Annotated in this window: 12 protein-coding genes; 9 read left to right on the top strand and 3 right to left on the bottom strand. The window is 39.5% G+C overall.

Going from position 1 to position 14,211, the window contains the following annotated elements:
• Nucleotides 1-17: 17 nt before the first annotated feature.
• From HDE70_RS13705 to HDE70_RS13695, 3 genes are all read right to left on the bottom strand, one after another.
• Nucleotides 18-2,051 carry a heavy metal translocating P-type ATPase gene (locus tag HDE70_RS13705; RefSeq protein WP_183890744.1) on the bottom strand — a complete coding sequence of 678 codons (2,034 nt, stop codon included), beginning with the start codon at nt 2,049-2,051 and terminating at the stop codon, nt 18-20.
• Nucleotides 2,052-2,148: 97 nt separating this feature from the next.
• Nucleotides 2,149-2,568: a Fur family transcriptional regulator gene (locus tag HDE70_RS13700; RefSeq protein WP_260160462.1), complete on the bottom strand. Its 420-nt coding sequence runs from the start codon at nt 2,566-2,568 to the stop codon at nt 2,149-2,151.
• A 115-nt stretch (nt 2,569-2,683) separates the two neighbouring features.
• Nucleotides 2,684-3,286, bottom strand: a complete 603-nt coding sequence (locus tag HDE70_RS13695) for a hypothetical protein (RefSeq protein ID WP_183890742.1) — start codon at nt 3,284-3,286, stop codon at nt 2,684-2,686.
• A 143-nt stretch (nt 3,287-3,429) separates the two neighbouring features.
• On the opposite strand from HDE70_RS13695, the gene gatB reads away from it, so the two are divergent.
• From gatB to HDE70_RS13650, 9 genes are all read left to right on the top strand, one after another.
• On the top strand, nt 3,430-4,893 hold the full coding sequence (gene gatB, locus HDE70_RS13690) for an Asp-tRNA(Asn)/Glu-tRNA(Gln) amidotransferase subunit GatB (protein ID WP_183890740.1): 1,464 nt from the start codon (nt 3,430-3,432) through the stop codon (nt 4,891-4,893).
• 25 nt (nt 4,894-4,918) lie between these two features.
• Complete coding sequence (locus tag HDE70_RS13685; protein WP_183866447.1) at nt 4,919-6,025, top strand: TlpA disulfide reductase family protein; 1,107 nt, start codon at nt 4,919-4,921, stop codon at nt 6,023-6,025.
• Nucleotides 6,026-6,130: 105 nt separating this feature from the next.
• Nucleotides 6,131-6,820 carry a response regulator transcription factor gene (locus tag HDE70_RS13680; protein WP_183866448.1) on the top strand — a complete coding sequence of 230 codons (690 nt, stop codon included), beginning with the start codon at nt 6,131-6,133 and terminating at the stop codon, nt 6,818-6,820.
• Between the two features lie 71 nt (nt 6,821-6,891).
• Nucleotides 6,892-7,614, top strand: coding sequence for an RluA family pseudouridine synthase (locus tag HDE70_RS13675; RefSeq protein ID WP_068396435.1), 723 nt, complete (start codon nt 6,892-6,894; stop codon nt 7,612-7,614).
• 11 nt (nt 7,615-7,625) lie between these two features.
• Entirely contained in the window at nt 7,626-9,416 is a 1,791-nt protein-coding gene (locus HDE70_RS13670) for a chloride channel protein (protein WP_183866449.1), read from the top strand.
• A 226-nt stretch (nt 9,417-9,642) separates the two neighbouring features.
• Complete coding sequence (locus HDE70_RS13665; RefSeq protein WP_183866450.1) at nt 9,643-10,317, top strand: response regulator; 675 nt, start codon at nt 9,643-9,645, stop codon at nt 10,315-10,317.
• A gap of 19 nt (nt 10,318-10,336) precedes the next feature.
• Nucleotides 10,337-11,692: a sensor histidine kinase gene (locus HDE70_RS13660; protein ID WP_183890738.1), complete on the top strand. Its 1,356-nt coding sequence runs from the start codon at nt 10,337-10,339 to the stop codon at nt 11,690-11,692.
• A gap of 102 nt (nt 11,693-11,794) precedes the next feature.
• On the top strand, nt 11,795-13,105 hold the full coding sequence (locus tag HDE70_RS13655; RefSeq protein WP_183890736.1) for a TolC family protein: 1,311 nt from the start codon (nt 11,795-11,797) through the stop codon (nt 13,103-13,105).
• Between the two features lie 9 nt (nt 13,106-13,114).
• A complete protein-coding gene (locus HDE70_RS13650) occupies nt 13,115-14,209 on the top strand; it encodes an efflux RND transporter periplasmic adaptor subunit (RefSeq protein WP_183866453.1) in 1,095 nt (364 codons plus the stop codon).
• The last annotated feature ends 2 nt before the right edge of the window (nt 14,210-14,211 follow it).

Genomic DNA, 14,211 nt, shown 5'->3' with positions numbered 1-14,211 from the left:
GGATGAAGATAATTAAATTAAAGCTTCATTTTTTGAATCCTGACCGCATTTAAAATTGCCAGCAGGGCAACACCTACATCTGCAATTACAGCTTCCCATAAAGTTGCAACGCCACCGGCTCCCAAAATCAGTACAATTACTTTCACGCCCATCGCCAGTGCAATATTCTGCCATACTATGTTTTTAGTCAGTCTTCCGATTTTAATCGCTGTGACAATTTTTGAAGGCATATCGTTCTGGATCACAATATCCGCAGTTTCAATAGTCGCATCGCTTCCCAATCCGCCCATAGCAATCCCTGCATCAGCCAATGCCACAACTGGAGCATCATTAATTCCGTCTCCAACAAAAGCGATATGTTTGCCTTGCTGCTTCAGCTCTTCTACTCTTTCAACTTTGTTTTCTGGTAAAAGATCCCCAAAAGCACGATCTATCCCTAGTAATCTACCTATTTTATCAACCACAGCCTGTTTGTCGCCACTTAGCATTACGGTCTGGATTTTCATTTCATGCATTTCCTTTACGGCTTGTACTGCGTCTTCTTTCAGCTCATCGGCAATCGTAATAAATCCAGCATAAACGCCGTCTATCGCAACTACAACTACAGTGTCTTCTTCTTTAGCTACCTCCTCAGCATAAGTAATGTTAAACTGATCCAGCAACCTGATATTTCCAGCCAGTACCTGTTTGCCGTCAATCAGGCCTTTAAGCCCTTTTCCTGGTACTTCTTCTACTTCACCAATCTTTGTGCTGTGTAAAACATCACCTGCATGTAAAGTCACCGCAGTAGCAATAGGGTGAGTAGACTTGCTTTCAATAGCAGCAGTTAAACGCAATAATTCTTTTTCATCACCATTCACAGCAACTACACGCTGTACTTTGAAAACGCCTTTAGTCAATGTTCCGGTTTTATCCATCACTACGGTATTAATCGTAGTCATCACATCCAGGAAGTTTGATCCTTTGAACAGAATACCATTTTTAGAAGCCAGGCCTATACCGCCAAAATACCCCAGTGGAATGGAAACAACTAAAGCACAAGGACAGCTAATGACTAAGAAAACAAGTCCGCGATATAACCACTCTGCAAAAACATAGTTGGTTACAAACAGATAGGGCAGGGCTACAACCAGTACCGCTAAAGCGAACACAATAGGGGTGTAAACTTTTGCAAACCTGGAAATGAACAACTGGGTTTTAGACTTTCTTGCTGTTGCATCCTGCACCATTTCAAGAATCCTGTTCAGCTTGCTATCTTTGAATAAAGACAATACTTTAACCTCAATTACCGTGTTCAGGTTAATCATTCCAGCTAGTACGCTGTCACCTTTTGCTTTGGAATCTGGTTTACTCTCTCCAGTCATCGCAGAGGTATTGAAGGTTCCTTTATCAGAAACCAGTTCGCCATCCAAGGCTACTTTTTCTCCGGCTTTAACCTGAATAAGTTCACCAATTTCAACATCAGCAGGTTTAATAGTGGTGATTTTTCCATCCCTGATTACATCTACTGTATCCGGACGAATATCCAATAATGCTTTAATACTGCGTTTTGCATTAGAGACGGCTACATCCTGGAACCATTCTCCGATGGAATAAAATACCATTACTGCGACGCCTTCACTGTAAGATCCGATAGAGAATGCACCAATTGTGGCCACGCTCATCAGGAAAAATTCATTGAAGAAATCCAGTCTCATTGCTTTTCTGAAAGCTAACTTCAATACGTTATATCCTGCCAGCAGGAAAGCGGCCCCAAAAATCAGCAGGGAAACCGGTTTTGCCGGTATGAATTTAAAACCATATTCCAGCGTTAACATAACTGCAAGTATCGCTAATGAAGTTAATAAAGGAATCTGGCCTTTCCAGCCTGAACTTTCACCATCGCCGTGATCATGGTCATGGTCGTGGTCATCGTGGCTGTGGTCATCATGACTATGGTTATGATCGCCATGACTATGACTATCATGCGTATGTGGCTTGTGTGCTGCGGCAGGTTTTTTCTCTGCAATGGTAGCTGTATCACAGCAGGTATCTATATTTTTAGTGGCCATAATAGTATCTTAAGTCAAAGAGATTGATTAAGCTAAAGCTTTTTTTTGATTCTCTAAAACAAAGGTACTTTAAACTATAGCGCAATGGTATTGCAAACTATTGGACACATTTATTACAAACGCCTTTAACGATCAGGTTAACTTCTTCAGATTTAAAGCCATCAGGTAAGGCAATTTGCGGGATATGGTGTTTTGGCAAACAAGAAGTTTCCCGGCAGGTATTACAGAAAAAGTGAACATGCAGATCGTGGTGATGCCCGGCTTCGCAATCATTTTCACAAAGTGCATATTTAGTCGCGCCAGAACCATCGTCAATACTATGTACCAGCCCTTTTTCTTCAAACTTCTTAAGTGCACGGTACAAAGTTATGCGGTCTGAAGGATCTAATCCTTTTTCCAGATCGGTCAGACTGATTGCTGAAGACTGCTTTAACAGGAAATCCAGTACCAGTAGCCGCATGGCAGTAGGGTTAATGTTTTTCCGGGTCAGCATTGCTTCTATGTTCTCAATCATCATTAATCAGGTTAATATAAAATAGTAAATAGCTTATAAAAATAAAGTATCACAACCCAAAGGTCGTGATACTTTACAATAAGAATTAATAATATCAGTAATTTATTGGTAATATCTATTAGTTACGGCCACCTCTTCCATGTCCACCATGGTCGCCACCATGATTACCTCTGTCTCCACCATGGTTACCTCTGTTGCCGTTGTCATGTCCGCCATTTCCTCTTCCCCAGCCATTTCCTCTGTCATTTCCTCTTCCCCAGCCATTTCCTCTGTCATGACCTCTTCCCCAGCCGTTACCATTTCCTCTATTGTAATCTCTTCTATCGTTACGGTAATTATTTCTGACTACAACCCGCGATGGTCTGCTATAATAGTTATTGCTTACATATTGCGTTCTGTAATAATTGTGTCTTGTCCATGGATTAGCATAGTTGTTAATCACTACCTTTCTGCCGCCATACAAATCATAACCCCGGTATCTTGAAGGAAGAGAACGGGCATGGATCCATCTGTTTCCACTTAAATAAACAAACTGGCGTGTCGGTACATAGTAATAACTATCTACATCAGGTAAATAATAATAATCAACGTGATTATATCCTCTAGGGCCCCATTGGGGCTGTGACCCAATATTTATACTTAAACTCACCTGGGCTTTCGCCGCTGGTGCAGCTGCAAGGGAAGCGATTCCAATAGCAGCAATTAAAAGTAATTTTTTCATAACGTTTCAAATTTGTGTGTGTATGTAAATTGTCAAAGTTTATGCCATGATTATAAATGCGTCTTAAACCCATGGTCATAAACTTATTTGGTTATATTTGTGAGACAGTAATTCACGACATTAGTTTAATTTATTGCCCTTAAATGAGTACGAAAACTGCTATTCCTCCCACAGCATTTGAATTGGTATCAGGCTTAGAGATTCACGTTCAGTTAAATACAAAATCGAAAATATTTTCTTCAGACAGCGCAGCTTTTGGTGCAAAACCGAATGCGCATATCTCTCCGGTTTCATTGGCTTTGCCTGGTGCATTGCCAAAAATGAATAAAGAAGTAGTTGGAAAAGCGATCAGAATGGGGCTGGCCCTTAACTGTACGATCAATCAAACCAACTATTTTGACCGTAAAAATTACTTCTATGCCGATCTGCCTAAAGGTTACCAGATCACTCAGGATAACAAACCGATTTGCCAGAATGGATATATCGACCTGGTTTTAAGTGATGGTACAGAAAAACGTATCGGAATCAACCGTATCCATATGGAAGAAGATGCAGGTAAAAGTATGCATGACCAGGATGATCACTATTCTTTTGTAGATCTGAACAGGGCAGGAGTGCCTTTGATCGAAATTGTAACTGAACCTGATATCCGCTCTGCCGAAGAAGCTTCTGTATTGCTAACCGAAATGAGAAAGCTGGTCAGGCATCTGGACGTAGGGGATGGAAATATGGAAGAAGGAAGTTTCCGCTGTGATGCCAACATATCGATCCGTGAAAATGGAACAGAAGAATTTGGTACACGTTGCGAGGTAAAAAACCTGAACTCTATCCGTAATGTACGCAGAGCGATGGAATTTGAATTTAACCGCCAGATCGAAGTGATTAGCAGCGGAGGTTCAATTGTTCAAAGTACTTTAACATTTGACGCTGATCATGGAACTACAGCGCCGATGCGGACTAAAGAAATGGCGAACGATTATCGTTATTTCCCTGATCCGGACCTGCCGCCTATCGTGATCTCAGATGAATGGCTGGATGCTTTGAAAGCAGGAATGCCTGCATTGCCCCGTGAAATTACAGCAAAGCTGATGGCAGATTTCGGCCTGAATAATTCTGAGGCTTTGATATTCACAGAGGATAAAGAATTGCTGGACTATCTGAATGCTGCTTTAACTTTAGTAAAGAACCCTAAAAACCTGATTAACTGGTTAACCGGCCCGATCAGAGCTTTACTAAATGAACAGGGCCTGACTATTACTACTTTTAAAGTAAGCCCTACACAGCTTGCTGCGGTCGTTAACCTGGTGGAAGAAAAGAAAATCACGCAGCAAATTGCTTTACAACAATTATTACCGGCTATTCAGTCGGCTAAGGATGTTGATGTTGCGGCACTCGCTTTAAAACTTAACCTGCTGATTGTAGAAAACAATGGCGAGCTGGCTGGTTTTGTAGATCAGGTGCTGGAAAAATTCAAGCCACAGGTTGCGGCTTATAAAACCGGTAAAAAAGGAGTTTTAGGTTTATTTGTCGGAGAAGTTATGAAAATGGCAAAAGGGAAAGCAGACCCCGCAAAAATTAATGAACTGTTATTGGAAAAATTAAAATAAGGATTAATCTATATAGTATATAAATATGAACAGAATAGCCACCCTATTAATCGTATGTATTGCATTTGTCGCTTGTAATGACAAAAGCAAATTTGAGATCAGCGGGAAATTTGAACATGCTAAACCACAAGCAAAAGTTTATTTATACGGAATTAATAAAGCAAGTGAGACTCCACTCGACTCCACAGTGTTATCAAATAAAGGAGAATTTAAGTTTAGCAGAAGTACACCTGAAGTTGATTTTTTCAGAGTAAAGATTGATAACAGCGAATATATGCTGATTGCTAAAAATGGAGATGTCATCAATTTAGAGGCAGATCTTGAAGATAAAAACCTTGCGTATAAACTGTCAGGAGCAGCAGAAGCTGATAAACTGGAAGAGCTGAATAAGAATAAAAATCAATATGTGGCAAAGCTTGCAGCCCTACAGGCACAATTTGAAGAAAATGTAGCGAATCAGCCGCATAACAGAGATGCCATTGCGAACCAGATGAGACCTGCACTGATTAAAGAAAATGAAGGCCTGGTAAACTATATTTTGAAATTTGCCATGGACAATACGACTTCTCTGGCTGGATTCTATGCAATCAACTCTTTAAATCCAAGTGATTATGAGAAAGAAATGATTGCATATTCAGAAAAAATCAAGAGTAACTTCAATAAAAATGAAGCTGTAACTGATTTCTTAGTTAGAATGGCTAAACTGAAATCTGTACAAATCGGACAGCTTGCTCCGGATTTTACGATGAATACTATTGATGGAAAAACGGTTAAACTATCAGATTTAAGAGGGAAATATGTATTGCTTGATTTCTGGGCTTCTTGGTGCCAGCCTTGCAGGCAGGAGAATCCAAACGTAGTGAAGGTTTATAATAAATATAAAGACAGAAAATTCACTATCCTGGGTGTATCTTTAGATAAAGATCCTGTAGCATGGAAACAAGCGGTAATTGCAGACGGATTAACATGGACACATGCCAGTGAACTAAAAGATTTTGAAAGCCCTACGGTAAGAATGTACCAGGTTGAAGCTATTCCAAGCTCATTCATCCTGGATCCAGCTGGTAAAATTATTGCTAAAAATCTGAGAGCTGAAGAACTGGATAAGTTTTTAGAAAAGACTTTACGTTAACCCTAATTCAATGTTAAACTATCAGGTGTCATTAACAATTTGTTAACTTACCTTTAACCTGGTTATGCAAATGATTACTTAATTTCGTAACAAATATTTAAAGACATGAGCGCCGTAAAACAAAAGATACTGATAGTTGATGATGAACCTGATATCTTAGAGTTAGTTGAATATAACCTTAAAAAAGAAGGTTATCAGGTTTACCTGGCCAGCAACGGACAGGATGGGATTGCAGTTGCTAAAAAAGTACACCCTGATCTGATCATTCTGGATATCATGATGCCTAAGATGGATGGGATTGAAGCCTGCCGTCTGATGCGTGCTATTCCTGAGTTCAAAAATACTTTCATGGTTTTTCTGACCGCAAGAAGTGAAGAGTATTCAGAAATTGCTGGTTTTAATGTTGGAGCAGATGATTATATCGCTAAACCAATTAAGCCACGTGCTTTAGTAAGCCGTATCAATGCGATATTGAGAAGAAACGTAAGCAATGATGAGATTTCTGAGAACAAAGTTGAAATTGGAGATTTAGTAATCGACAGAGAAGCTTATCTTGTTTATCAGAGCGGACAGAAAGTAGTATTGGCAAAGAAAGAATTTGAATTGCTGTATCTGCTGGCTTCTAAACCTGGCAAGGTATATACAAGAGAGTCTATCCTTAAAAATATCTGGGAAGATTCTGTGGTCGTTACCAACCGGACTATAGATGTGCATATCCGTAAATTGAGAGAGAAATTAGGCGAAACTTACGTGGCAACTGTCAAAGGAGTAGGGTATAAATTCGAACTTTCTTAATCATTTACATTCTTATTTCAAATGGTAAAGGATGAAATTGTACTTTTGTACTGTTTTATAAATCCACACCATTGAAATATCCTTCATTTAAAGACCTCATTCTATTCGAAGACGATAACCATATCGTTGTAAATAAGCCGCCATTTGTTGCCTCATTAGACGAGCGTGGCGGCTCCGGCGAAGTTAATATACTTCGCCTTGCAAAACAGTATTCAGCTGATGCACAGGTTTGTCACCGCTTAGACAAAGAAACATCAGGTGCAATTATCATTGCTAAAAATCCGGAAGCCTATCGTTCAGTCTCGATGCAGTTCGAGAAACGTAAAGTCCAGAAGACGTATCATGCCGTTGTTGACGGGTTGTTTACGTTTAAAGAGCTTTTCATTGACCTGCCTATCTTAAATGATGGAAACAGGAGCGTTACGATTGACCGTAAGGAAGGTAAACGTGCTGAAACCATTTTTAATTCTATTAAATTTTACAGACATTATACTTTAGTGGAATGTAAGCCGATTACAGGCCGTATGCACCAGATCAGGATTCACCTGGCTACGCAGCGTGCCGCAATTTGCGGAGATACCTTATATAAAGGTAAACCTGTATTTTTATCCAGTATCAAAAAAGGTTACCGGATTGCAAAAGATGATGAAGAGCTTCCGATTATGAAGCGTTTCGCATTACATGCCAAACATGTCATCTTTAAAGGCCTGGATGGGGAAGACATCGAAATTGATGCACCATACCCAAAAGACTTTGCTACACTGATTAAATTGTTAGATAAATTCGATTGCTAAACCCATAAGAAATGTACGTAAGACTGGTCAACTATCTTGACGCTGTAAATCAATACCGAAGGACAAAAATCTCTAATAGAAATTTCCTCGTTATAGCGGCCATGATAGTTGGCGTTCTGGCCGGACTTGCTGCGGCACTGCTAAAAACGATTACCCATCACATTGAAGACTTTTTACAGGACGGTTTTCACTGGCAATATAAGTATTATCTGTTCCTGGTGTTTCCATTTATAGGGATACTGCTTTCTGTCATGTATGTAAGGCGTTTTATCCGGAAAGGGAAATTCGAAACCGGTTTAACACCTTTATTGTATACGATCTCTAAAAAATCAAGCAGGGTAGAACCCCATAATATCTATTCACAGATTATCACTGCGGCTTTAACAGTCGGCTTTGGTGGATCAACCGGGCTGGAAGCACCAATTGTAACCAGCGGAGGAGGTATAGGGTCTGTTGTAGGCCGCTTTTTAGGGCTTTCTTACCGCGAAACTACTATGCTGCTGGCTTGTGGTGCTGCCGCAGGTATTGCAGGCGCATTCAACAGCCCTATTGCAGGAATTGTGTTTGCAATTGAAATCCTGTTACCTGAATTTACTATTCCGGCATTTATACCGCTGTTACTTTCTTCTGCTACGGCTGCGGTGGTGGCACGTTTCTTTTACAATGAACAATTGTTCTTTTTGGTTACCGAAGGATGGAAATTCAATTCGCTGGCCTGGTATGTTGTACTGGCTGTGCTGATTGGCCTGTTTTCGATGTATTTTACCAAAGCCAATTACTTTATCAAAGGTCTGTTCTATAAGATCAAACATCCTTATCAAAAGGTTGTTGTTGGTGGTATTGTACTGGGGGCAATGGTTTTTCTGTTTCCTACGCTGTATGGCGAGGGATATGTAACGATTAAAAATCTTTTAGGCGGAAATTACACCGCTGTAATTACAAACAGTATTTTTTCTGCTTATAGCAATATCCCTACCGTTGTTATTTTATTTACAGCGATTACCGTATTTGCAAAATCGGCGGCCACATTGGTTACGCTTGGTGCTGGTGGTAACGGAGGTATTTTCGCACCCAGTTTAATTATGGGTGGATTAATTGGTTTCCTGCTTGCTTTTACGATTAATACTTTAGGAATTGCCCATGTGAATGTTTCTAATTTTATTGTTGCAGGGATGGCAGCTTCACTCAGTGCAATTATGCACGCACCGCTTACCGGAATATTCCTGATCGCAGAAATTACTGGCGGATATGTACTGATGGTACCTTTAATGATTACCTCAGCTATTTCTTACCTGATTAACAGGAGTACAAATAAATACTCTATCTATACTAAACCTCTTGCTGAAAGTGGTGAGCTGATGTCTCATGAAGACAAAGACACGACCGTACTGCATATGATGAAGTTAAAATACCTGGTAGAAAAAGATTACCTGGTACTGAATGAGGAAGAAACTATTGCGGAAAAACTGCCGGAAATCCTACAGTCTAAACGAAATATATTCCCGGTCATTGCAGAAGACAAATCTTTCAAAGGGTTGATTTATGTGGAGGATGTATTGAAAAAAGCAATTAACAATCCGGCTAATCCGGACTTAACTGTACATGATTTAATGCAGACAGCCCCTTCTATTGTATTCATCACAGATTCTATGAAAATAGTACTGAAAAAGATGGAAAAAGAGAATGCATGGTTGTTACCTGTTTTAAATGAACAGGAAGAATATATAGGCTTTGTTTCCAAAACAGCGGTGTTCAATAAATATCGTGCTTTATTGAGCCGCCAGGCTGATTATATGGAGTAAATTAACAGTGGCTTCTGATTTTTTCAGGAGCCAATCTATTTTCAGATCTCTGTTTTAATGTTGTTTTAATCTCCAGAAGCTTCATTCTCAGAGCTATTCAATTCTTAACCCTTATTTTAGCTAATAAATTGATAATCAACATTAAAATCCTTTAATGTAGGTCAAAATGCTATTCGTTAGGGGTATCTTTGAGGCAATCAATATGCACTCATAATTAGAAGGAAAAATGAATATTTTAATGATTGAAGACGAGCCCAAGGTTGCTGCATTTATTAAAAAAGGGCTGGAGGAACAATTGAATACCGTAACCGTTGCTTATGATGGGAATATGGGTTGTAAAATGGCTCTGGAGAATGATTATGAGCTGATTATATTGGATGTTATCCTTCCATACCTGAATGGGATGGAAGTTTGTAAGCAAATCAGGCAATTAAAGAAAGAAGTTCCTATTCTAATGCTTTCTGCTTTAAATACAGTAAGTGATAAAGTACAGGGGCTGGAGAACGGCGCCGATGATTATTTAACTAAACCCTTTCACTTTGCAGAATTGCTGGCCCGGATCAAAGCTTTAGGCAGACGCCGTGACCAGGTTTTACCAGGGACTATTTTCAGGATTCATAACCTGGAAATGGATTGTTATAAAAAGACGGTCACCCGTAATGGCAAAAATATCATTTTATCCGCTAAGGAATTTACCCTGCTGGAAGTGCTGATGGCGAATAAAGAACGCGTATTGTCCAGAGTTTATATTGCTGAAGCGGTTTGGGGAATCTCATTTAATAGAGGGACCAACCTGATTGACGTATACATTAATTACCTGCGTGCTAAAATTGATAAAGGTTTTGATCAGCAACTGATCCATACAGTGATTGGAATGGGTTACGTGATTAAGGATAATTGATGAAGCAAAAGCCGTCCCGATGAAAGTTAAAAACAGACTATCGCTGCAATTTACCTTTATGTTCGCCATTTTACTTTTGGTGGTCTTAACAGGTATTTATTTACTGGTAGAACATAATCGCTTAAAATCTTTTATGAATAAGCTCGATGAAAGGGCTGTAACAGTTGCGCAGTTTTACCTTGCAGAAGATAACTTATCAAAAGATATATTCAGACAGGTCGCCAAAAAATTCCCTCAGTCGCTCACCCACGAATCTATCCGGGTTTATGACGATAAGTTTAATTCTAAATTCACCAGGGAGGATTCTATTAGCTGGAAACATGAGTTTCTGGCACAGATCGTTAAAAAGAAATCTATTCATTTGCGGCAGGGGGAAACCCAGATTACCGGTATTTACTATCCGGATAACTCAGGTAATTTTATCGTAGTGGTTTCTGCGGTCGATGACAGGGGCTTGCATGATATGGAGCAGCTCAGGCTGATCATGACTGCATTTTTTATCAGTTCCCTGTTTATTACTTTTTTCATCGGGCGTATTTTTGCGCGGATTTCTTTGCAGCCTATCGTTTCCATTACAGATAACCTGAAAAGAATCAGAGCATCCAGCTTACACCACAGGTTAAGTGTTAATCAGGCGAAAACTGATGAAACAGATAATTTATCTTCAGCTATTAATCAGTTGCTGGAACATCTGGAACAATCTTTTGAAAGTCAGAAATCATTTGTTGCGAATGCTTCTCATGAATTGCGGACACCGATCACTTCTATCTTGGGAGAGGCCGAAATCACTTTAATGAAAGAGCGCAGTCCTGAAGAGTATAAACATGCTTTACAGGAGATTGTAGGTAGTGTGGAAAGGTTAAACTATATCATTAATAGTTTAATGGAGCTGATGCAAACCAATTTGGATAACAAAGACTTTCAAAGTATAAGGATAGACGAACTGATCTGGGAAATTGCAGATGAATTAGCCTTTAAGACCAATACTGATCCTATTAAAATTGTTTATGATTTACCAACCGATCAGTCTAAAAGAACTTTACAGGGAAACAGGCAGTTGTTATTTATTGCCATTAATAATATCCTTAAGAATGCGGTTAAATTCTCTGTAGGTCAGGAAGTCTTATGTACTGTAGGTTATAAGAACCAGCAAATGATCATCGCCATTAAAGATGTCGGCATTGGTATTAGCCCTGCTGATATTAAAAAGATATTTCAGCCATTTTACCGTTCCGCCAATGCTTTGAATTTTTCAGGTTACGGCATTGGTCTTTCTTTAACCAATAATATTGTGAAGCAGCACAATGGTGCTATTCAGGTGGAATCAGTATTAGGCCAGGGTACCACTTTTTATGTCTACCTGCCTATAAATTAAACCACATTAAAGCTTTCTAATGAACTTCTAATGCCCGTATAATCTGCCCTTAAGTAGTCCCTAATACCTATACTATAGCTTTGTTATTAAAATAATAAAGCTATGCAATTGAAATTTGTGCTCCCTGTATTGCTGGTAAATCTCTGTGGTTTTACCGGAATTGATTCAGTAATTGCAAGGGATGATGGCAAAAATGATACGCGTGATTCATTGAACATCACGATCAAACAGGCAGAGGACCTGTTTCTTAAAAATAACCTGAGTTTAATAGCTGGTCAATATAATATTGACGACGCCAGGGCACAAGTGATTACCGCCCGTTTGTTTGATAACCCGGAAGTATCCTATGAGAACATATTATACAATTCCACAAACAAGAGGATATTGGATGTCAGTAAACAGACCGGGCAGCGTGCTGCAAGTATTTCACAGCTTTTTCAAACAGCTGGTAAACGGAATAAGAATATCCGGCTGGCCAAAATGGGCGTGCAACAGGCAGAATTTCAGCTTTTTGATCTTTTGCGTACCCTTAAATATACTTTGAGAACAGATTTTTATAAAATCTACTATCAAGAGCAATCTGCAAAAGTATATGCCAAAGAGATCAGCTCTTTATCTAAAACACTGGTTGGATTCAAACAGCAATATGCTAAAGAGAATATTGCACTGAAAGAAGTGTTAAGGATTCAATCTCAACTGTATACGCTTCAATCAGAATTAAATGACCTGAAAGATGGTATCGATGATGTGCAAAGCGAATTTAAATTGCTAACCCGTACCAATGCTAATGTACATATCGTACCTCAGCTTGAATTCAACCTGGATGGTAAAGATTTGTTGCAGCAGGTTTCTTATAAAAAAATGCTTGATTCTGCTTATACCAACAGATATGATTTAAAACTATCACATTCTGTAATTGAATCCAGTAACCTTAACCTCAGACTGCAAAAGTCAATGGCTATACCAGATGTGACCATGTCGGTTACTTATGACCGTTTTGCAGGCTATACGCCTAATTATACTGGTCTTGGAATAAGTATACCGCTTCCTCTTTTTAACCGGAACCAGGGAAATATCAGACAGGCAAAGGTTGCGATTGATGTCAGCAAAAATGCATTGGCACAACAGGAAGATCAGCTGCAAAGTGATCTGGATAATAGTTATCAGGCTGCGGATAGGCTGGAGAGGCTTTATAACAGCTTTGATCCTAAGTTTAAAGCAGACTTTACCCATCTGATCGAAGAGGTTTATAAGAGCTATGAGAAACATAACATCAGCCTGCTTGAATTCCTTGATTTCTATGATTCCTATAAAACCAATGCGATTCAGCTGAACAATTTGCAGCTAAACAGAATCAGCTCTTTAGAACAGTTGAATTTCGTTACGGGTACTCCATTCTTTAATCAGCAATAACCTCTTTATATGCATACTTACAAAATATTTACGCTGGCAGCTGCATTTGGTACTGCCACTTTATTATTCTCGTCTTGCACACGTCACGATGCAGCCTCAAAACCTGAGGATAATAAATTTAAGGTCACAGATAGTTTATTGGGCAGTCTGTTAGTGGATACTGTTCAGCAGGCCAGTGCAGTTTCTCAGATCACACTGACCGGAACGATAGAGCCTGATGAAAATAAGGTCGCTAAAATTTATCCTATGGTGAGCGGGATCACTGAAAATGTAAATGTGCTGCTTGGAGATGTCGTGAGCAAAGGGCAAACTCTGGCCAGCATGCACAGTGTGGAAGTTGCTGGTTACTCTAAAGACCTGATTAGTGCAGAAGCAGATTTAAGGGATACCAAAAGAACACTGGAAGCCACAAAAGACTTATATCAGAGCGGACTGGCTTCGGGCAAGGATCTGGAACAGGCAAAATCAGACTACCAAAAGGCGTCGGCAGAAAATAGCCGGGCGCATTCTGTGATGTCAATCAATAAAAGTGACAAGCGTGGTTACCTGATTAAAGCGCCGATCAGCGGATATATCGTCGAAAAAAACATCACCAGCAATATGCAGGTAAGAGCTGACAATACAGAGAACCTGTTTACCATTGCTGATCTTTCTTCAGTTTATATCATTGTCAATATTTACGAATCCGATATCACAAGTGTACAAACGGGATATCCGGTTCAAATTACTACGCTGGCTTATCCGGGAAAAATTTTCACCGGGAAAATAGATAAAGTGTACAATATGATTGACAAGGATAATAAATTAATGCGTGCCCGTGTAAAAATCAGTAACCCGGGGAATTTGCTGAAACCGCAAATGTTTGCTAATGTAGTGGTACAGGCAAAATCGGGAGAGAACCTGCCTATGATCAATACCCGTTCAATTGTGCTGGATAATGACAAGAATTATGTGGTGGTCAAAGATGGTAAATCGCAGGTACGTATACAGCCAATTACTGTTTCCAAACGTGTGGAAGACCGTGCTTATATCAGCTCAGGTTTAAAACCCGGTGATCAGATTATAGCGTCAAGACAGTTGTTCCTGTACGAATCTCTGAAATAACA

The organism is Pedobacter cryoconitis, assembly GCF_014200595.1.
Lineage (GTDB): Bacteria > Bacteroidota > Bacteroidia > Sphingobacteriales > Sphingobacteriaceae > Pedobacter > Pedobacter cryoconitis_C.
Note: the sequence above shows the minus strand (reverse complement) of the source record. Positions and strands in the feature narration are given on the sequence as shown.

Bases quoted from the DNA above. Each gene is read 5' to 3' on its own strand.
- HDE70_RS13705 (WP_183890744.1), bottom strand. From the start codon at position 2,051: ATGGCCACTAAAAATATAGATACCTGCTGTGATACAGCTACCATTGCA.
- HDE70_RS13700 (WP_260160462.1), bottom strand. From the start codon at position 2,568: ATGATGATTGAGAACATAGAAGCAATGCTGACCCGGAAAAACATTAAC.
- HDE70_RS13695 (WP_183890742.1), bottom strand. From the start codon at position 3,286: ATGAAAAAATTACTTTTAATTGCTGCTATTGGAATCGCTTCCCTTGCA.
- gatB (WP_183890740.1), top strand. From the start codon at position 3,430: ATGAGTACGAAAACTGCTATTCCTCCCACAGCATTTGAATTGGTATCA.
- HDE70_RS13685 (WP_183866447.1), top strand. From the start codon at position 4,919: ATGAACAGAATAGCCACCCTATTAATCGTATGTATTGCATTTGTCGCT.
- HDE70_RS13680 (WP_183866448.1), top strand. From the start codon at position 6,131: ATGAGCGCCGTAAAACAAAAGATACTGATAGTTGATGATGAACCTGAT.
- HDE70_RS13670 (WP_183866449.1), top strand. From the start codon at position 7,626: ATGTACGTAAGACTGGTCAACTATCTTGACGCTGTAAATCAATACCGA.
- HDE70_RS13665 (WP_183866450.1), top strand. From the start codon at position 9,643: ATGAATATTTTAATGATTGAAGACGAGCCCAAGGTTGCTGCATTTATT.
- HDE70_RS13660 (WP_183890738.1), top strand. From the start codon at position 10,337: ATGAAAGTTAAAAACAGACTATCGCTGCAATTTACCTTTATGTTCGCC.
- HDE70_RS13655 (WP_183890736.1), top strand. From the start codon at position 11,795: ATGCAATTGAAATTTGTGCTCCCTGTATTGCTGGTAAATCTCTGTGGT.
- HDE70_RS13650 (WP_183866453.1), top strand. From the start codon at position 13,115: ATGCATACTTACAAAATATTTACGCTGGCAGCTGCATTTGGTACTGCC.